We start from the raw sequence: 18,005 nt of genomic DNA, 5'->3' as shown, positions 1-18,005 counted from the left end.
GGGCGGAACCGCGCTGCGCCCCCGGAAGGAGGCGCGACGCTTTCGGTATGTGGAGGCTGAGAGAGTGATGAAGTCCAATGAGCAGAAGGCCGGCTCCGCCGGCTCGCTCCAGGACGTGCTGACCAGGGATGTACCTGCCTCCCTGGTGGTCTTCCTGGTGGCCCTGCCCTTGTGCATGGGCATCTCCCTGGCCTCGGGCGCTCCCATCATGGCTGGCCTCATCGCCGGCATTGTGGGCGGTCTGGTGGTCGGGTTGTTTGGTGGTGCGCCGCTGCTGGTGAGTGGCCCGGCGGCGGGGTTGGCGGTGATGGTGTTCGGCTTCATCCAGGAGCTGGGCTTCGCCACGACCTGTGCCGCGGTGGCCGCCGCGGGGCTGGTGCAGGTGGCGCTCGGTGTCCTGAAGGTGGCGCGCACCTCGCTGGCCATCTCCCCGGCCGTCATTCACGGCATGCTCGCCGGCATCGGTATCCTCATCGTCCTGGGCCAGCTGCACATCGTGCTGGGCGGCGCTCCGCAGTCCAACGCCTGGGCGAACCTGCGCGAGCTGCCGGAGCAGATCGCTGACATGCACGGTCCCGCGACGATCCTCGGATTGCTCACCATCGGCGTGCTGGTGCTGTGGCATGTGATGCCCAACAGCCGCCTCAAGAAGGTGCCCGGGCCGCTGGTCGCGGTGGTGCTCGCCTCGGCGGCCGCCGCGGTGTGGGGCGCGGACGTGAAGCGGGTGGAGCTGAATGGTGATCTGTTCAGCAGCATCCAGCTTCCCTCCCTGCCGCAGGGCAACTGGGGCGCTTTCGTGACGGCGGTGTTGTCTCTGGCCCTGGTGGCCAGCGCCGAGTCCCTGCTGAGCGCGGTGGCCACTGACAAGCTGCACACTGGCGCGCGCGCCAATCTGGACAAGGAGCTGGTCGCGCAGGGTCTGGCCAACACCGTCTCGGGTCTGGCGGGTGGTCTGCCCATCACGGGCGTCATCGTGCGCAGCGCCGCCAACATCGCCGCGGGCGCCAAGACGCGCGCGTCCGCCGTGATGCACGGCGTGTGGATGCTGCTCTTCGTGTCGCTGCTGGGCTCGTGGCTGGGGCTGGTGCCGCTCACCGTGCTGGCCGGTCTGCTCGTCTTCGTGGGCGCGAAGCTGGTGGACGCGCACCACATCCGCGAGCTGCGCCGTCGCGGGGAGCTGCCCGTGTATCTGGTGACGGTGGCGGGCGTGGTGGGTGTCAATTTGCTGGCTGGCATTGGAATGGGCCTGGCGCTGGCCGTGTTGCGGCTGCTGTGGCAGCTGGGCAAGGTGCAGGTGCAGGTTCGCCAGGAGGGCGAGGTGCACCAGGTTCGCGTGAGCGGTGCCCTCACTTTCGTGGGCGTTCCCAAGCTGTCCACCGCGCTCTCCCAGGTGCCCGCGGGCTCCCAGGTGGAGCTGGATATTGCGGTGGAGACGATGGACCACTCCGGCTACGAGGCGCTGGAGAGCTGGTGCCAGACGCACCGCAAGACGGGCGGCAAGGTGTGGATGGAGCCGCTCGAGGATGTGTGGTCGCGTAAGGGTGCCGTTGCCTCGTCGAAGTCTGCTGTTGCTGTTTCGTCTGCTCCTGCTGCTCTCTCTTCGGAAGGTGCGTAATGAAGAAGCTCATTCAAGGTCTGCTCGATTTCCAGCGTCACGGGCTTCCTGCCTACCGCTCCACCTTCGCGCGTCTGGCTCAAGGGCAGTCGCCGGATTGTCTCTTCATCGGTTGCTCCGACAGCCGCGTGGTGCCCAACCTCGTGGTGTCCACGCACCCGGGTGACCTCTTCGTCACGCGTAACGTGGGCAACATGGTGGCGCCCTCGGACGCGGCGGGCCAGTCGCTGGGTGACCGGTCCGAGGCGGCGGCGGTGGAGTACGCCCTGCTGCACCTGCCAGTGGTGGACGTGGTGGTGTGCGGGCACTCCGGTTGCGGTGCCATGAAGGCGGTGCTGGCGGGCTACAACGACCAGCGGACCCCCAACCTCGGCAGCTGGCTGGAGCTCGGCCGGCCCGCCCTGGCTGCGCTTGAGCGCGGCGGCGGAAAGCTGGGCGAGGGGCTGCCCCCGGCGGATCGGCTCAGCCAGCTCAACGTGTTGCAGCAGCTCGAGCACCTGCGCACCTATCCTCTGGTGCGCGAGCGCCTGGAGGCCCGCACGTTGCGGCTGCACGGCTGGTGGTTCGACATCGCCCGCGCGCAGGTGCATGTCTACCGTCCGGATCTTGAGCGCTTCACCCCCATCGATGAGCTGGAGGGGGAGCGGATGCTTGCGGAGTTGAGGGACAGCGATGGGGAGTCGATGTCCACTTCGGCTGCTTAATGGCCGACGCCGCGGCGGCTCCGGTTCATGGGGGCCGCCGCGGTGCTTTTTGCTTGGGGCCAATGGAATTCCACTGGCAAGACCCGACCTCCTGAGGCGGGACAACACGCCCGGCCGGTCTCAGTAGAGGCGTGCTCGCCTCCTGCCGAGGGCTGTCACACGCACGAGCTGCGCCCCTCTGTCTCAGCAGTGTCGACGCATCGCGGTTTCGATGCGTCGGCTGGCTGGGACGGTGTGTACCGGAGGGGCCGTGGCCATGAAGGTTCCAGAGCGGATTGAGCAGGCCGCACGTCGACGCGTTGAGCAGGCGACCTCGCAGCGAGAGCGCGTGCTGGCCGCTGTCCAGGCGGGCCATCCGCTGGACGCGGAGACCGACGAGGTCCGCAAGCTCAGACGCATCCAGGCCGTCACGGGCATGGACCCGGACGCCTCCAAGAGCATCCTCGAGGGCAAGAGCCCTCGGATGTTCGGGCTCACGGGAGAGGCCCGCGCGGGAGCCGAACGCATTCAAGGAAAGACCACGGACTTCGTGGGCGTCTCGTGGATTGATCTGGCGCGCGGGGGCGCGAACGCCGTGGGCCGCATCGTCCAGAGCAACCTGAAACCCCTGGGCTCGGGCGTCCTCATCACCGACCGGCTCTTCCTCACCAACAACCATGTCATCGAGAACCCTCAGGCCGCTCGAGCGCTGCTTGTGGAGCTCGATTATGAGTTGGATGTCGACGGCAACGCCCGTCCCTCGACGCGCTTCGCCTTCGACCCGGACACCTTCTTCCTGACGAGCCCCCAGGACGATCTCGACTTCACCATCGTGGCCCTGGGCAATCGGGTGCTCGGGGCGCGCGACGCCTCCGAGTTCGGCTACTGCCCGCTGTTCGCCACGGATGACAGGCACCTGCTCGGGGAGTTCGTCAACATCGTGCAGCACCCCGATGGTGACTACAAACAGGTCGTCATCCGCGAGAACCGCCTCGTCACGCGGTTCGACACGGTCCTTCACTACATGGCCGATACGTTGCCGGGCTCGTCGGGCTCGCCGGTCTTCAACGATCAGTGGGAGTTGGTGGCGCTCCACCACTGGGGCGAGCCCTTCCGAGAAGCCTCTCTTCCCTCGGGCGAGAGGATCAGCAAGGACCTGAACGAGGGCATCCGCATCAGCGCCATCGTTCGCACATTGGAGATCATGATGAAGGACAGGAGCCCTGAAGAACGCGCTCTCCTCGAGCCCGCTCTGCGCAGCCCGACCCGGCGTGCAGTCCTCGAGCCAGTGAAAACACCGGCCCTGGTCTCAGATGGAGGCGCTAAAGCCATCTCCACCGAGCCGCCAGCCGTGGTCCGACAGGCTGGCCAGGGCCTGCCGGCTCCGGTCCTTCATCCGGACGGTGCTGTCACCTGGTCGATTCCGCTGGAGCTCACTGTGCGGCTGGGAGGAGGGGCCCTGGTGGAGCGCGCCTCGCGGCCTTCCGAGTCGGAAGAGCGCCCCGCGGGGCGGGACGTGGGCACGTCGGCAGGCGAGGCCATCCGGATCGACCCGAACTACGCGAACCGCAACGGCTACGACCCGGACTTCCTGCGAGGCTTCCACATCGAACTGCCGCGCCTGGGCCCTGGGCTGCGCGAGCAGGCGGCTCGCAAGCTGCGGATTGCCGACGGCGAGGACCCGTTCGAGCTCAAGTACCAGCACTTCTCCATTGTGATGAACGCGGCCCGGCGCATGGCGTTCTTCACGGCGTGCAACATCGATGGTCCCACCTGGATCTCCATCAATCGCGACACCGGGCTGCCGAGGGAGTCCGCGGAGGCGAAAGAGGTCTGGTTCGAGGACGAGCGCATCTCGCCGGATGCGCAGTGCCACCAGGATCTGTACGACCGCCAACGGCCGCGCGCCTTCGACCGGGGGCACCTCGTGCGGAGGCAGGACCCTTCGTGGGGGACGACCGCCCGCGCCCAGCGAGCCAATGCCGACACCTTCCACTTCACCAACTGCACGCCGCAGCAGTTTCACTTCAACCAACAAGCGCGCTACTGGCAGGGCATCGAGCGGTGGATCCTGGAGGACAATGTTGTCGCGGACCGGGAGCGGGTGAGCGTCTTCACCGGGCCCATATTCGGAGAGGATGATCCCGAGTACCGGTACGTGCGGGTGCCGCTGGCGTTTTGGAAGATCGTGGTCTTTGTCCAGGACGGGAAGCTGCGGGCCACCGCCGTCCGGGCCAGTCAGGAGGAGTTGCTCCCGCGTCAGCTCCCCGAGAAGTGGGGGGGCTCGGCGGAGGACCTGAGCGACACCTCGAACATTCGCGAGTACCTGAGCACCGTGGCGGAGATCGAACGCCTGACGGGTCTGGACTTCGGCCCTCTGCGCCATCACGACATGAACGGAGCGGACGGCGGCGAGTCCCGCGCCAGGGAGCGGATCATCCAGGGCTACGAGGACTTCGCCGCGGTGATCTAGGGTAGGGCGCATGAGCATTCCCATGCGCGTGAAGATGGCGCCCTCGGGCCCCGAGGTCTCTCGGATGGCCTACGGCTTGTGGCGGTTGATGGCTGTGCCCGGTGGCGCTGGTGTCCAGCAGGTGTTGGAGAGGATCCAGACCTGCCTCGATCATGGCATCACCACCTTTGACCATGCCGACATCTACGGCGGTTACCAGTGCGAGGCCGCGTTTGGCGCCGCGCTGCGGGCCCACCCTGGATTGCGGCAGAAGATGGAGCTGGTGACCAAGTGCGGCATCATGCTGGTGAACCCGGCGCGACCGCACAACCGGCTCAAGCACTACGACTACTCACGGCAGCACATTGTCGAGTCCGTGGAGAACTCGCTGCGCAACCTGGCCACGGACCATATCGACGTCCTGCTCCTGCACCGGCCGAGCCCGATGTTGGACCCGGATGAAGTCGCCGAGGCGCTGCAACAGTTGGTGGGGCAGGGGAAGGTGCGCCACCTGGGCGTGTCCAACTTCACTCCGTCCCAGTTCGACATGTTGGCCTCTCGGTTGACGGTGCCCCTGGTGACGAATCAGGTGGAGCTCCACCCGCTGCGGCTGGAGGCCTTTCAGGATGGGACGCTCGATCAATGCATGCGGGCGAGGATCTCCCCCATGGCCTGGTCGCCGCTGGCCGGGGGGCGGCTGGCGACAGGGCAGGGCGAGGCCGAGACGCGGGTGCGTGCGGTGCTGGCAGAGCTGGCGCGTCAGTACGGAGCAGATCAGGAGCAGCTCCTCCTCGCCTGGCTGTTGCGGCACCCGTCACAGATCATCCCGGTCGTGGGCACCAACCGGCTCGAGCGCATCACCTCGGCCGCGGGTGCGCTCTCACTGGAGATGGAGCTGCAGGACTGGTTCGCTGTTTGGAGCGCGGCCTTGGGCTCGGAGGTTCCGTGACGAGCACGGTGGCGCGGAATCCGATGGGGAGCACATGACGATGGAAAGAGATTACCTGCTGCGCGACCGGCGAGCCCACACCGGTCTCCGAGCTGCGTGACGAGTGACGGAGGCGTGAGTTTCGGTGCAGACTCGTGCGTCCGAGGAGACTTCCATGGATGCACTGACCGCCGTGAAGAAGGGGCTCTGGACGCTGCCGTTGGAGCAGCGCCAGGAGATCTACCGTGACCTGCGTCAGGTGCTCGGCCTCTCCGAGCAGGAGCCGCTCCTGCCCCTGCCCGAGCCCGCCCTCCGCGCCTGGTGCCAGCGCTTCGCCGCGCTCCTGGCCCCAAAGCTGGCCCAGCACCCGACCACGCGGAACATGGCCGACACCACGCGCATCGAATCGATGCTCCTGGTCTACGGCCAGCGGCCCGACGACGCCTTCTTCGAGTCCCACGTAGTCGCGGGCACCCGCCTTCTGAACGGCGGGTTGCCTGGGCTCTACCTGCATGTCCTGCTCAATGGCGTCGCCGTCCCCATCGCCCGGCAGGCGGCGCGCGAGGTGCTCACTCCCGAGCAGGCTGCGCTCATCGAGGAGCGCTACTCGGGTTTGATGCTGCTCCGCCACGCGCTGCTGCAGGAGGTGGGGTTGGGCACAGGAGGGGTCGTCTCCTGACCCTCCCTCAGGTCAGGTCCTTCATGTGGACTTCCAGGTGGGTGTTGTTGGTCCCGAGCGTGCTCGCGTCATCGGTGGGGATGACGTAGCCCTCGTCGGCGCCGACATGCTTCCGGTAGAAGTCCACCACGCCCTGATCCTGAACGTTGGACGTGGTGGTCTTCTTGATGCCGTAGACCGAGCCATCCGCCGTCTTGGCCTTGACCGAGTCGGGGGCGGACTCCAGCAGGCTCTTCTCCGTGCCTGACTTCTTGCCGCCGCCCTCGGGCGCGATGGTCATGGAGGCATTGGCGCCTTCGATGTAGCTCACGTCGTAGTACGTCTGGTTGAAGCCTCCGTTGAACTTGACCTCGCCGAGCGTGGCCGCCGCCCCATCACCAGACGTGCTGCGGAAATTGCCGGACCAGCCCTCGGGGAACTCCACGGTCTTCTTCTCACCGGGCTTCAGTGTCACGGAGTTGATCTCCTTGTCACCGGCGTTGGGCGTGAACTTGATGGTCATCGGCGAGGTGCCATCGTTGGTGAAGGTCATCGTGTTGCCGTTCTTCGATGACCCGCCCGCCGGAGTGACTCCCTCCGCCTTCGCGGCCGGAGCATTCTGGGCGACAGGTGCCTGGGGCGCCGCTGCTACCGGTGTCTGAACGCCCGGGGCCGCGCCGCCAATGTCTGGCACCCCGCCGCCAATGTCTGGCACTCCGCCCTCCAGGCCTCCCATCAGCGAGTCCAAGCCAGACAGGCCCTGCCCCCCCACGCCGCCCTCGCCGCCCAGCAGGCTCGTGGCCATGCTCAGCACTTGCTCCATCTGCGCGAGCACCTGCGCAATCCCCTCGAGGCCCCCCGCCTTCTTCAGGTCCATGGGCGCGTTAAAGCCGTCGGTCGCGAGCGCCTGCTGCATGGGGGTGCACCTCTGCGTGTCCTGGAGGTCCGGCAGGCGGCTTTTGGCCGGGGTGGAAACCGGCTCGGTGCAGGAGGTGCGCAGGCAGGAAACGGACGGGCTGGAAACAGGCGAAAGAGCCATGACGGGAGTTCCTCAAAAGGGGTGGGGGAGTCAGGGACCACGTGTCTGGTGCACGCACAGCCACGGAGCAGGAGGTGTGCCAGGGTCGCACTCCTCAATCCCCCTCTCGAAAGGGGGTAGAACCTGGTGACCGCAGTCACCTTTTGGGGCCTCGAACCTGGTGACTGCGGTCACCCCCTGGTGACTGCTGTCACCACCTCCGGGGCCCCCGGGACGCTCAGACGAAGAGATGCTCGACGGCCTGGAGCCGCAGGAGCTGGCGCGCCAGTTCCTGCACCTGCTCCACCTCGGCCTGCCCCAGGATCTTGCGGCACGCCTTCTTCAGGTCCGAGGAGGCGAGCAGGAGGATCTGGCACAGCTGCCGGTTGGTGAGCCGGGGATTGAGGCGGCGCAGGTGGGCGACGAGCGTGCCGAGCTGGGGCACGGTCAGGCCGGCGACCATGACCTGTTCGGCCGAGCCCTCGTCGGCGCTGAGCCCCACCGCCAGGAGCCGCGAATCCACCAGCAGCGACTGGGTGAAGTCCTTCTCGAGGGAAATCCCGAGCCGGGGGAGCTCGGCCAGCAGGGGGCCCGTGTCATGGCCCGGCACGATGGGCAGCACGTTCACCGCCTCGTACTGCTGGAGTACCGCCTCGTACTGCTGCCGGATCTCCTTGGCCGGGCGGCTGGCCTGGAAGTCTACGAAGGCCTGGTGCACCTCGGCCATCACCTCCCGCATCAGCGAGGCCTCATCCAGGTCCGGAGCCAGGCCCAACATCTGCGCCATGCTGGCCCGGCCCTCGGGCGTCGCTCCCGGCTCCTTCCACAGCTCGTAGGTGATGGAGCTCTCGCTGAGCACCAGGCTCAGGTTGACGACACCTAAACGGCCAGGATTCTTGAGGAATTGGCTCAGCCGGGCGTGGACGTCCCTCATTCCGTGGAGGAGTCGATCCATCACCGCGGCGCGCAGCTTCGCGCGGCTCTCCAGCGCATGGCGCTCGGCGCCGGCGTTCTCGCGGCCTTCCACCCTCCGCTCCCGAGAGAGCTCGGGTGCCGCCTGCGGAGCCATGCGCTGCGGGGGAGCCTGGCCCTGCTGAGGGGTGGAACGGGGTACCTCGGCCTGGATGAGCTCGAGCCGTTTCCGGGCCTGGGGCTCGTTCGAGTCCGGCATGTCGTCGAAGCCACCCGCCCCCCGCGCCCCGACCGAACCTGCTGACTCCAGGCCCGCCTGTTGCTGCGCGCCCTTGGCACCGCCGCTCTTGCCCGCGCCGCCGGACTTCCCCGTGGAGGAGCTCCCCGTCGAGGATGACTTGCCGCCGGATTCGGACTTCGAGGACTCCCGCCGTGGCTGCTCCTGGGGTCCGCGAACCGTTGATGCGCCCGGCCGTGGAATCATCGCCTGTGCTTGTGGCAACCGGACGCTCATGATGGATTTCCTCTGCGTGGTGAGTACGGCATTCGGCTACTGCATGGGGTGTGCCAGCCGGTGGGGGATGGGACGCCTACTTGTCCGCCTGACGGGGCTCGGTCTTCCCCACCTCGGGCCGCTTGGCCTCCGGCTTCTTCTCCTTCAGCGTGCCCAGGCTCGTGCTCCACCACTCCGGGCAGAAGATCAGGAAGAGGCCGCCAAACGCCAGCATGCCCAGCACCGACACCACGATGACTTCTTCCATTTGCTCCTCCGTACCGCGGTCCTCGATATCAAATCCAAAGATGGGGCGTCCAAAGATGGAGTGGACAGCCTGCTCGGGACGAACAGGCTGTCTGAAGCCCCTTCAGGTAGCGGAGGCTGCTTCCCGATGACGCGGGTGGAAGGCGTCACCCACCACCCGGGGGTCCTCCGGTCCGGCAGGGGCTGCCGGAACCGCCATCGGAACGCCGAGTGGCGCAGTGTCAAGGGTCAACGCAGGTGAAGCTGTCGGCCGAGTTGACGTCTCCCGAGCCCTTGTACTTGGGGTACCGAGGGTACTTGCACAGGGGCCTGGAGAGGACGCTCTGGCCTGTCTGGGGATCGAGCTTCGTTGCCACCAGCCCCGCCTGGGAAGGCGCAACGCCCTTTTCCACCCAGTTCTCCAGGGCGGTGAGCAGATCCACCGTGTCGGCTCCGGCGCCACCCGCGCAGTGGTTGACGCCCGGGGCGGGGAAGTACTCGACGAACGTGTCCGCCGCGGCTTGCCCGCCCGCAGCCTGGACCACGCCCTCGTAATACGCCGCCGTCCCCTTCAGGCTGATGGCCGCATCGGTGCCGCCGTGCCAGAGAATCAACTTCCCGCCGCGCGTCCGGAACGCTCCCAGGTCCGTGTTGTTGGCCGACACCAGCGCCGACATTTCGTTGATCCGTGGCTGCCAGTTGTTGGGATCGAAGGTCAGCGGGTCGTAGTTCGGGTCCCGGGTAATGAAGTACTTGATCAGACCGCTCCCGAAGAGGCCGCCAGCGGAGGCCGTGGCGTTCCCATTGCCCGTGATCCATGCATCCCAACCTAGAGGATCAGCCTCTCCTCCGGCGGGCCATCCTGGATAGAGGGTCGTGCCATTGAGGAGCGTGGGGGAGTAGATCGTCTTCGCGGAGGCCACCTGCTCGGCCGTCAGACAGTCATTCTGCTCGGCCCCGGCGCATTGGAGGACCGCGGGATCAAACTGGCAGGCCGTGGGATGAGAGAGGATGCCGTCCGCGACGCCATCCGTCGCATCACATGCATCGAGGACTGCCTTGCCCAGGACCTGGAGCTTTTCCGAGGGGAGACTGGCTCCGGGCTTCATGAGCTGCCGGGTGTTCCGGTTGAAGGCAATCAGCAATTCCACGAAGTTGTAGGCGGGAGCCCGGGCAATGATTCCATCGAAGTCCTCCGGCCATCGCTGCGCTTCGATCAGCGCCTCACGGCCACCATTGGAGCACCCCTCGAAGTAGGTTTTCGCGGAGCCCTTGCCGTAGCGCTCCTGGATGATTGCCTTCGCGATGGGCAGCACGCGGTGGGTGGAAAGGTACGCGAAATCGTCGAGCTTCTGAGGATCCAGGGCGAATGAGGCGTCCAGGACATCGCCTGTGTGTCCGCCATTCGAGGCGATGGCGGCATAGCCTTTCTGCGTATAGACGTCCGTGCTGGGAATGGAGCCGTCGAAGCCGCCGCCTCCGGCGAAGACCGTCTTTTCGTTCCACACAGTGGGCAGACGCACTTCGAAGTCGAGGGAAGGCGGAAGCGTGCCCGTGACCTTGCAGTATTCGGGGAGCTGGCCGGATGCGGCGACGAGCTCGGCGCCGGTGATTCGGGCCTCCTCCAGGGTTTTTCCACGGAAGCCCTCGCATCGGGTCTGGGGCGTCGGTTGGGGCGTTGGTTCGGGATTGTCTTCGCAGCCCCCGAGCGTGAGCAGCAATGCAGCCGCTGAAAGACTCCGGGGAAGCTTGTAGCGCACAGGGGAAGCGGATGCCTTGAACGTCATGACCTGGTCTCCTTCGCACGAGCTGTCAGCCATTCGCGCAGCACTCCGACCACCAATGCATGGTCCTCCTCCTGCACGAGTCCTGACACCGTAATGCTACCAACACAGCCGGTCCCCCGTAGCAGCAGCGGGAAGCTCCCGCCATGATCTGCATACTCGGCTGGGTCGATATGTGGCTTGTCGGACAAGCTTGTTCCCTTGGAGGCGTAGTAGCGGCCCATGTAGTACGAGCTGTGCCAGAAACGGCTCACGGTGTTCTTCTTGCGCCGTACCCAGTCCAGGTTGTCGGGGCGACTCCCGGGGAGGGCGCACTGCAGGACGGTGAGCCCCGCGAGCGTCACGTCAATCACCACGGGCAACCGGTCGCGCCGCACCCGCTCGAGCAACTTCAAACCCAGCGCGAGCGCCTCCTCGTGGCTCAGCTGATCGAACTGCAATTCGGATTCTTCCGCCAGCAACTGCTCGAGAGCTCCGGACACGATTCCTCCTGAGGCGTCCAGGATACGGGTAAAGGCGCCGCGGCATGGACCGTTATTTTCGCGGGGGGCGTGCCCGGCTTGGGTCACGGCACTTCCAGCAGCTCCGAGACATCCTTGCGCGAGTAACGCAACTCGGAAATGTTCTTGCTCGAGTCACGCATCAGTGACCTTCATGCGTCGGATGAACACGCTCATCACCTCTCTCGTGGCGTTCTCGTTCGGGTTCATTGGCTCCATGCCGCTGGCGGGCCCGATCGCGGTGATGGTGTTCTCCACGAGCGTGCGGAGGCACTACGGCGCGGCACTCCGTATTGGCTTCGGGGCTGCGTTGGCGGTGTCGCTCTACGCCGCCGTGGCCTTCTGGGGGTTCTCGACCTTCCTCGCGAAGTATCCCGTCATCCTGCCCGTGTCGCATGGGTTGAGCGCCGGGGTGTTGACGGTGCTCGGGGTGCACTTCGCCCGGTGGAAGCTCAAGGACGAGGCGAAGCCCGAGCAGGAGCCGAACCGCAAGGGGCTGTTGCTCGGCTTCACCATCGCCGCGCTGAATCCCACCCTCCTGGCGACCTGGAGCACGGCGGTGGCGTTCCTCTACTCGCTGCAGCTCGTGTCCTTCTCCGGGCTGCTCGCGCTTCCCTTTGGTGCCGCCGCGGGCGTGGGGGTGGCCAGCTGGCAGGTGGTGTTCGTTGGGCTGATCCGGCGCTACGAGAGCCACTTTCCACGTCACGTATTGACCTGGGGCGTGCGAGTCATGGGTCTGCTGCTCATCGCCGGAGGAGTCCTCGCCGGGATCAAATTCGTCCAGGAGGTGTAGGCCGGACGGAAATTCCTGTCAGGCCTTAAAGAGGGAAAATCGAGGTATAGCGGTTGATCGGGGATGGGTCTGGGAATATCAACTCCTGCTTTCATCTCGAAGGAGGTTCCCGTGTCGCTTCGGAGCATTCCCGGTCTCCTGTCCCTGCTGTTCCTCGCATGCGCGGAGGAGCCTGCTGTTCCCGAGCCAGAAGCGCTCGGTGCCCAGCGCCAGGAGATTGAACTGCGGGAGACGTGGGCCGCGAAGGCCGCCGTCATCCAGCAGCGCGACCTCCAGCGGGATGTTCCGCTCGATCGCTGGCAGCGGCTGGGGACTCACAACTCCCACGTCAGCACGGTCTACACGAAGTGTGGCGCGGGCCTGTGTTACTACCTCCGCTCCAACCAGCATCGGAGCCTCGCCGCGCAGCTGGACATGGGCATCCGGACCCTGATGCTGGATGTCTATGATGATGCCAATAGCAACTCCACCGGCGACTGCCAGTTTGGCTGGAACGTCTGCTTCAGCCACGAGGGCGAGCCCTTCGGTCAGTGGAGCGTCGCCCTCGAGGATGAGATCGCCGGGTGGATCAACGCGCCGGAGCATCAGGAGGACGTGCTCCTCATCCTGCTCGAGGACTATTTCAACGAGGGAGAGGCCTACAAGCGACAGTTCTTCAACGAGCTCCGCTACCGCTTCGACAAGGACTATCGGCCGGGGGTGAGCTCCTCGCTCACCTCGGGAGATCTCATCTTCCGGCCGAGTGACAAGCAGCTCCTCTTCCCGAACCGGTGGCCTACGCCGCGCGAGCTCGTCCAGTTGGGTCGGCGCATCGTCATCGCGGTCAAGGACCGGTCGGCCTACAACATCGACCTCGGTGCCGACGGCAACCTCCGAGATTGGTTCTTCGGCTCGGGCAGCCTGGACACCCTGTCCGTGCAGTACCCCGCGTGGGCCGCCAACTTCGCGCCCCAGTTCGACGCCGCGCGCTGTGGCTCGAAGGATATCCGGGACGCGTCGCAGCTCCCACAGCCGCTGCCCCATCGGTTCACCCAATTCGAGGAGCGGCAGATCTGCGACCACTTCGAGAATTGTTACGGGGGCTCGGGCCTGAGTGATCGCATCGACGTCGCGGCCGTCATGGCGTGTGGCTTCAGCGTCGCCATGGATCAGGCCGAGGCTGACCCCAGCTATTCCCCGGGAGGTGAGTCCTACTTCGCCCGCAGCCTGAAGGGCGCCATCTGGAGCTTCGATGAGGGCGAGCCCAACAACGCGGGCGACGAGGACTGCGCCGCGATGTGGAGCAACGGGCGCTGGAACGATGACCTCTGCTCGAAGTCAAAGCGCTATGCCTGCGTGAAGGCGGGCGCCACGTGCGATCCCTCCTCCTGCCCGGGCGACTTCTGGGTGCTGTCAGCCAACACAGGGCCGTGGTCCGGCGGTGCCGCGTCCTGCCCGGCGGGCTACAGGTTCGGTGTTCCGCTCAATGGCTTCCACAACCGCAAGCTGCGGGAACTCGTTGGCGGACGGGAGGATGTGTGGCTCCACTTCACGGATGGCCGCGTGGAGGGGCGCTGGGAGAGCCCATGAAGCGAAGCCGGCGTGCAAGCGCCCAAGCTGCGTGCACGCCGGCCTCAGGGGCCACTACGGGAGGACCTCCACGGCGTTGCCGGAGAGCTTCACCTTCACGTCCACCGAGTTCGGCAGGACGTCCTGCTCGTCGATGAGGTTGTTCTTGTCCACGCCGACGCGCAGTGTGTAGGTGCCGTCCGGCACGTCCGTGATGTCCAGCCACTGGCACGGGTAGTCCGCCGCATACACGTCCGCCCAGCCCGGCGAGATGCCCTGCGAGTTGTCCTCATTGAGATGCGGGGGCCCCGAGTCCCCGCAGTAGGGCGCGTAGTCCAACAGGAAGAAACCCTGCTTGCGGCCCACCGCCATCACCGTGCTCCTGGCATCGAGCAGCTCATAGCTGGCGAACCCGATGAGGTGATCATGCAGGTGGCACGCATCGAACTCGTAGAGGTCCGGCCGATCCTCGGGAGACGGAATGTTCACCGCGGCCGAGCCCATGTTCTGGATGGAGACGCCGAAGCGCAGCAGGCGCCGGTCCCCCGGCGCGCCCACGCATCGCTCCGTCACCTCGCAGGCTGTCTCCGAGAAGTGACGCCGGTCGACGTACATCGTGCGCGAGATGACGTCCGAGTCCACCGTCACGTCCGGCTTGCCGCCCTCACGCGCCAGCCCACATGACGAGGCCTCCTTCAGGATGGGCGTGGGCGCCCCGGAGGGGATCTTCCCTCCACCGAACGCCACCACCCGTCCTGGACGCTGCGCCGTTCCCGGGGTCAGCTGATCATACGGCGGGGCCAGACCGGCGATGATGTCGGCGTAGCCGTCCCCGTTGAGATCCCCAGCGCCCACGGGCGCGTAGCGCACGTACCCGTCGAAGCCCGGCTCCACCTTGTTGCTCTTCGGCCAGGCCCAGTCCGGGCGAAGCTCGGCGGAGATCCCCTGCTTGGGGAAGAACGCGTACAGGCGTCCCTGTGCCCCCATCAGGAACTCCGTCTGCTGTCCGTCCTTGTTCAGATCTCCCACGAAGAACGCCGGGGCACCGAAGCCGGTGAATGCCGGATCTCCCATGAGGCTCCAGATCGGCTCCTGGGAAATGCCGCCGTCTGCTTCGGAGAGATAGACCCGCGTCCGGCCCCACTCTCCGAGGAGCATTTCCGGATGCCCATCCCCATTCTGATCCGGGAAGAACCCCAGCACTTCTGGGTCGACCTGCCAGGCGGGCGAAACGGACAGGCCTCCCTCGCAGACTCCGGGCTCCTCCTGCTTGCACCCGAGGTAGATGCGTGAGTCGAGTCCGGCCACGACCAACAGGTCCTCCGCTCCGTCTCCGTTGCGGTCTCCCACTGGGGATACCCGCAGCGTGTAATCCTCGAAGCGCCGTACCCGGGTGAAGGGCTCCGCTCCCTCCGGGGTGGCGCGATAGATCTCCAGACTCAGCTCCGCCCCCTGGATGACGACGAGCTCATCGCGCCCGTTTCCATCCAGGTCGCTGAACAAGGCCGCGTAGTGGGCGCCCTGGAAGGGCACGCGGAACAGAGGCGCCTGGAGTACCGCCCCGAGGTCCTCTCGGCCCGTGAAGACGAGCGTTCCCGCGGACTGGGCCCGGACGAGGATGTCGGCGAAGCGGTCCCCATTCACGTCGCCAATGGACACCTCGCTCTTGCGTCCGCTCGCGGAGGGGTTGGGGTTCTGCCAGTCCAGCTCGGCGATGACGGGCTGGGTGGAGAAGGACGAACCATCGCCGGCGTAGAGGGCCAGGTGACCCTTGCCCCTCATTCCCGTGCACGGAGGCGCCGCGACCACCAGATCCTGCTTCCCATCTCCGTTCACATCTCCGAGCGCGATGGAGCTGCCAAAGCACGACTGCCGGAGTGACTCGGGTGCTTCCAATGTCCAGAGCGGGGTGTCGGACAGGAAGGGTCCCTGCTCCTCGGGAGGAGGCGCCTCCGGGGGAGGCGCTTCAGGGGGCGGAGCCTCGGGAGGTAGCGCCTCAGGGGGTGGAGTGGGCGTGTGGCAGCCCGCCACCTGCAGTGAAAACACGGCGGAGACGAACAACCGACTCAACTTCATGAGGAGAAGCCTTTCGTTCATTTTCGCGCACACGAATGGATGCGCGCCCATCGTAAACGGAGGTGGGCGCGCCCCGTATCGGAGGGTGGGCGCTACTTTCTCATCGTCAGCCCTCGGCTTCCGAGGAATCGAGATAGGGGACTGCCCCCCTCATTGCGGGGAGCTTCGCGCCGAGTCGGCGTACGATGGCCGAATGCTCTGGGTGCCCAGGAGGGGTTCCTGGCGGTGAGGAGGATCATGCACGCGTATCCGTGGACCCGACGGGCTCCGAGAACATTGCTTCATGCGGTCATGCTCATGAGCGTGGGCTGCGGTCTTGGAGGTGATGCCAAGGACACCACTGCTCCGGAGAACGTCCGGGTAACGGGCGGTGTGGCGGTTGGAGAGACCGTCTCCGGCCGGCGCACGCTGCAGGCCACTGCCGGAGACGACTCTGGAACGGTGGCCAGGATGGAGTTCCATGTCTCCGGCTCGCTCGTTTGCTCAGATGGCGCGGCGAAGAGCTCCGGTGCGACGTTCTCCTGCTCCTGGGATTCCTCCACGGCCTCCGAGGGAGAGCACCAGCTCATCGCCAAGGCCTACGATGCCGCGGGCAACACGACCTCTTCGGAGCCGATCTCCTTCACCGTCGCGCCACCCAATCGCATCCCCATCCTCAAGGAGGTGACTGCCACGGTGTCTTCGCTCGACGAGGGCGCGAGCACCACCCTCACGGTGAGCGCCTCCGACCCGGATGGAGATCCGCTCACCTACGTCTGGACCCAGACCCCGTTTTCACCGGCGGGTACTTTTGGTGTCGAGACTGGGGCGACGCGCTCGTGGACGGCGCCTTTCCTCTCGCGCAACGCGACCTTCACCTTGAAGGTGACCGTCTCCGATGGAAAGGGCGGCTCGGCCCAGGGCACGGTGACGGTGTCGGTGGCGAACGTCCCGGAGCTCAACCAGGCGCCCATCGTGGATGACACCCTCGTTCTCCCCACCACGCCGGTGCTCGCGGGCGACACCGTCAGCCTCTCCATCGGGGCCAGCGATCCGGACGGAGATCCGCTCACCTACTCCTGGACCACGATTCCGGCGGGGCAGGGGATCTTCCTGGACTCGCCAGCCGCTGATGCGCAGTGGCGCTCTTCCGATATCGCCGTGGCCACGACCTACTCGTTCCAGGTCACGGTGTCCGATGGGACGACTTCCGTGACGCGTTCGGGGGTTGTGCAGGTGGACGTCCCGTCGTATGCCCGTGACATCCAGCCCATCTGGAACACGACGTGTCGGGACTGCCACAATGATGCGGGTGGAACGCCCGAGGGCTTCTCCCTGCAAGAGGGCAGCTCCTACGCCTCTCTCGTCAACACGAGTGGAGTCGGCTCCTGTAGCCCTCTCCTGCGTGTGCGACCGGGCCAGCCCGACAACTCCCTGCTGGTGCTGCGGCTCAGCGGCCAGGATTGTGGCCGCAGGATGCCGCAGTTCAATCCGGACTACTTCGACACGCATCCGGGTGAGCTCACCCGCATCCGCTCCTGGATCCTCGCCGGCGCTCTCAACAACTGAGTCCGACACTTCAAGGATGTCCAGTGGGGCGATGTAGCCCACCTCGACAGACGGGTGCTCGACGAGGTGGTGCGCTAGCGCGTGACCTGCGCCGCTGTTTCCTTCGCTCCGTGTTTCTCCAAATTACGGGCGTGGTGTCTCTGTCGCAGAGGGGCTTCGGAGGTGATATGTAACCTTCCGAACGTTGTTCAACTGCTCTCCAGGAGTTCATCAATGAATCTCAAGCACACCTTGCTGGCGGCGATGCTGCTCGCGGCTCCCGCGCTCGCCGGTGTGGAGCGTAGCGGTGAGGCGACCGCGGCGTTCTCCGGGAAGGGTCCCGCCGGGTTCAAGCTCGAGGGGAAGACCAACGAGATCGTCGTGAAGGACCAGGGCGATAAGGTGGTCTTCTCCGTGCCACTCTCGACGCTCAAGACGGGCATCGATCTGCGTGATCGTCATATGCAGGAAAAGTATCTCGAGGTGTCCAAGTACCCGGAGGCGGTGCTGGAGGTGCTCTGGACCGCCATCAAGCTGCCGGAGAACGGGCAGACGGTGACTCAGACGACGAACGGCAAGATGACGATTCACGGCAAGACCAAGGAGGTGCCCGTCACCTACACGGTCAAGCGCAACGGGGAGGTCTACGAGGCGAGTGGAAAGGTGCCCCTCAACCTCAAGGACTACGACATCAACATCCCCAACTACATGGGCGTGACGGTCAAGCCGGACATCGAGACGACCGTCTCCTTCTCCTTCAAGAAAACCTAAG

General features: G+C 66.0%; 15 protein-coding genes. 9 read left to right on the top strand and 6 right to left on the bottom strand.

Annotation, left to right across the window (positions count from 1 at the left end; all coding sequences use genetic code 11):
• Positions 1–67: 67 nt before the first annotated feature.
• The 5 genes from F0U60_RS32710 (at position 68) to F0U60_RS32690 (ending at position 6,357) form a co-directional block, all read left to right on the top strand.
• On the top strand, positions 68–1,615 hold the full coding sequence (locus F0U60_RS32710) for a SulP family inorganic anion transporter (RefSeq protein ID WP_395825564.1): 1,548 nt from the start codon (positions 68–70) through the stop codon (positions 1,613–1,615).
• Positions 1,615–2,319, top strand: a complete 705-nt coding sequence (locus F0U60_RS32705; protein ID WP_395805779.1) for a carbonic anhydrase — start codon at positions 1,615–1,617, stop codon at positions 2,317–2,319. The genes F0U60_RS32710 and F0U60_RS32705 overlap by 1 nt, the downstream gene beginning before the upstream one ends.
• 256 nt (positions 2,320–2,575) lie before the next feature.
• Positions 2,576–4,771: a DNA/RNA non-specific endonuclease gene (locus tag F0U60_RS32700; RefSeq protein ID WP_395805777.1), complete on the top strand. Its 2,196-nt coding sequence runs from the start codon at positions 2,576–2,578 to the stop codon at positions 4,769–4,771.
• 10 nt (positions 4,772–4,781) lie between these two features.
• Positions 4,782–5,699 (top strand): aldo/keto reductase family oxidoreductase, encoded by a 918-nt coding sequence (locus F0U60_RS32695; protein WP_395805775.1) that lies wholly within the window; start codon positions 4,782–4,784, stop codon positions 5,697–5,699.
• Positions 5,700–5,853: 154 nt separating this feature from the next.
• On the top strand, positions 5,854–6,357 hold the full coding sequence (locus F0U60_RS32690; protein ID WP_395805773.1) for a hypothetical protein: 504 nt from the start codon (positions 5,854–5,856) through the stop codon (positions 6,355–6,357).
• A 7-nt stretch (positions 6,358–6,364) separates the two neighbouring features.
• On the opposite strand, the gene F0U60_RS32685 is transcribed toward F0U60_RS32690, so the two are convergent.
• The 5 genes from F0U60_RS32685 to F0U60_RS32665 all read right to left on the bottom strand — a co-directional run bounded on the left by F0U60_RS32685 (position 6,365) and on the right by F0U60_RS32665 (position 11,271).
• Positions 6,365–7,252 (bottom strand): hypothetical protein, encoded by an 888-nt coding sequence (locus F0U60_RS32685; RefSeq protein ID WP_395805771.1) that lies wholly within the window; start codon positions 7,250–7,252, stop codon positions 6,365–6,367.
• Positions 7,253–7,592: 340 nt separating this feature from the next.
• Positions 7,593–8,780, bottom strand: coding sequence for a hypothetical protein (locus F0U60_RS32680; RefSeq protein ID WP_395805769.1), 1,188 nt, complete (start codon positions 8,778–8,780; stop codon positions 7,593–7,595).
• Between the two features lie 76 nt (positions 8,781–8,856).
• Positions 8,857–9,027 carry a hypothetical protein gene (locus tag F0U60_RS32675; protein WP_395805767.1) on the bottom strand — a complete coding sequence of 57 codons (171 nt, stop codon included), beginning with the start codon at positions 9,025–9,027 and terminating at the stop codon, positions 8,857–8,859.
• 220 nt (positions 9,028–9,247) lie between these two features.
• Complete coding sequence (locus F0U60_RS32670; RefSeq protein WP_395805765.1) at positions 9,248–10,792, bottom strand: tannase/feruloyl esterase family alpha/beta hydrolase; 1,545 nt, start codon at positions 10,790–10,792, stop codon at positions 9,248–9,250.
• A complete protein-coding gene (locus tag F0U60_RS32665; RefSeq protein WP_395805763.1) occupies positions 10,789–11,271 on the bottom strand; it encodes a heme-degrading domain-containing protein in 483 nt (160 codons plus the stop codon). Before F0U60_RS32665 ends, F0U60_RS32670 begins: the two co-directional genes overlap by 4 nt.
• A 172-nt stretch (positions 11,272–11,443) precedes the next feature.
• On the opposite strand from F0U60_RS32665, the gene F0U60_RS32660 reads away from it, so the two are divergent.
• Complete coding sequence (locus F0U60_RS32660) at positions 11,444–12,082, top strand: LysE family translocator (RefSeq protein WP_395805761.1); 639 nt, start codon at positions 11,444–11,446, stop codon at positions 12,080–12,082.
• A gap of 111 nt (positions 12,083–12,193) precedes the next feature.
• Positions 12,194–13,651, top strand: a complete 1,458-nt coding sequence (locus tag F0U60_RS32655; RefSeq protein WP_395805759.1) for a lectin-like protein — start codon at positions 12,194–12,196, stop codon at positions 13,649–13,651.
• Positions 13,652–13,705: 54 nt separating this feature from the next.
• Here F0U60_RS32655 and F0U60_RS32650 read toward each other — a convergent pair whose 3' ends face one another.
• Positions 13,706–15,706, bottom strand: coding sequence for a lysyl oxidase family protein (locus F0U60_RS32650; protein ID WP_395805757.1), 2,001 nt, complete (start codon positions 15,704–15,706; stop codon positions 13,706–13,708).
• Between the two features lie 237 nt (positions 15,707–15,943).
• Here F0U60_RS32650 and F0U60_RS32645 point away from each other — a divergent pair, with 237 nt between their 5' ends.
• Together F0U60_RS32645 and F0U60_RS32640 are read left to right on the top strand one after the other, a co-directional pair.
• Complete coding sequence (locus tag F0U60_RS32645; protein ID WP_395805755.1) at positions 15,944–17,254, top strand: Ig-like domain-containing protein; 1,311 nt, start codon at positions 15,944–15,946, stop codon at positions 17,252–17,254.
• A 213-nt stretch (positions 17,255–17,467) separates the two neighbouring features.
• A complete protein-coding gene (locus F0U60_RS32640) occupies positions 17,468–18,004 on the top strand; it encodes a YceI family protein (protein ID WP_395805753.1) in 537 nt (178 codons plus the stop codon).
• Position 18,005: the final 1 nt, after the last annotated feature.

Origin of the sequence: Archangium minus (assembly GCF_044360475.1) — a bacterium.
Classification (GTDB): domain Bacteria; phylum Myxococcota; class Myxococcia; order Myxococcales; family Myxococcaceae; genus Archangium; species Archangium minus.
This window is presented reverse-complemented; position numbering and strand designations above follow the sequence as displayed.

What these genes read in the sequence shown, in the direction of transcription:
- F0U60_RS32710 (WP_395825564.1), top strand. Translation starts at nt 68, where the DNA reads ATGAAGTCCAATGAGCAGAAGGCCGGCTCCGCCGGCTCGCTCCAGGAC.
- F0U60_RS32705 (WP_395805779.1), top strand. Translation starts at nt 1,615, where the DNA reads ATGAAGAAGCTCATTCAAGGTCTGCTCGATTTCCAGCGTCACGGGCTT.
- F0U60_RS32700 (WP_395805777.1), top strand. Translation starts at nt 2,576, where the DNA reads ATGAAGGTTCCAGAGCGGATTGAGCAGGCCGCACGTCGACGCGTTGAG.
- F0U60_RS32695 (WP_395805775.1), top strand. Translation starts at nt 4,782, where the DNA reads ATGAGCATTCCCATGCGCGTGAAGATGGCGCCCTCGGGCCCCGAGGTC.
- F0U60_RS32690 (WP_395805773.1), top strand. Translation starts at nt 5,854, where the DNA reads ATGGATGCACTGACCGCCGTGAAGAAGGGGCTCTGGACGCTGCCGTTG.
- F0U60_RS32685 (WP_395805771.1), bottom strand. Translation starts at nt 7,252, where the DNA reads ATGCAGCAGGCGCTCGCGACCGACGGCTTTAACGCGCCCATGGACCTG.
- F0U60_RS32680 (WP_395805769.1), bottom strand. Translation starts at nt 8,780, where the DNA reads ATGAGCGTCCGGTTGCCACAAGCACAGGCGATGATTCCACGGCCGGGC.
- F0U60_RS32675 (WP_395805767.1), bottom strand. Translation starts at nt 9,027, where the DNA reads ATGGAAGAAGTCATCGTGGTGTCGGTGCTGGGCATGCTGGCGTTTGGC.
- F0U60_RS32670 (WP_395805765.1), bottom strand. Translation starts at nt 10,792, where the DNA reads ATGACGTTCAAGGCATCCGCTTCCCCTGTGCGCTACAAGCTTCCCCGG.
- F0U60_RS32660 (WP_395805761.1), top strand. Translation starts at nt 11,444, where the DNA reads ATGCGTCGGATGAACACGCTCATCACCTCTCTCGTGGCGTTCTCGTTC.
- F0U60_RS32650 (WP_395805757.1), bottom strand. Translation starts at nt 15,706, where the DNA reads ATGAAGTTGAGTCGGTTGTTCGTCTCCGCCGTGTTTTCACTGCAGGTG.
- F0U60_RS32645 (WP_395805755.1), top strand. Translation starts at nt 15,944, where the DNA reads ATGCACGCGTATCCGTGGACCCGACGGGCTCCGAGAACATTGCTTCAT.
- F0U60_RS32640 (WP_395805753.1), top strand. Translation starts at nt 17,468, where the DNA reads ATGAATCTCAAGCACACCTTGCTGGCGGCGATGCTGCTCGCGGCTCCC.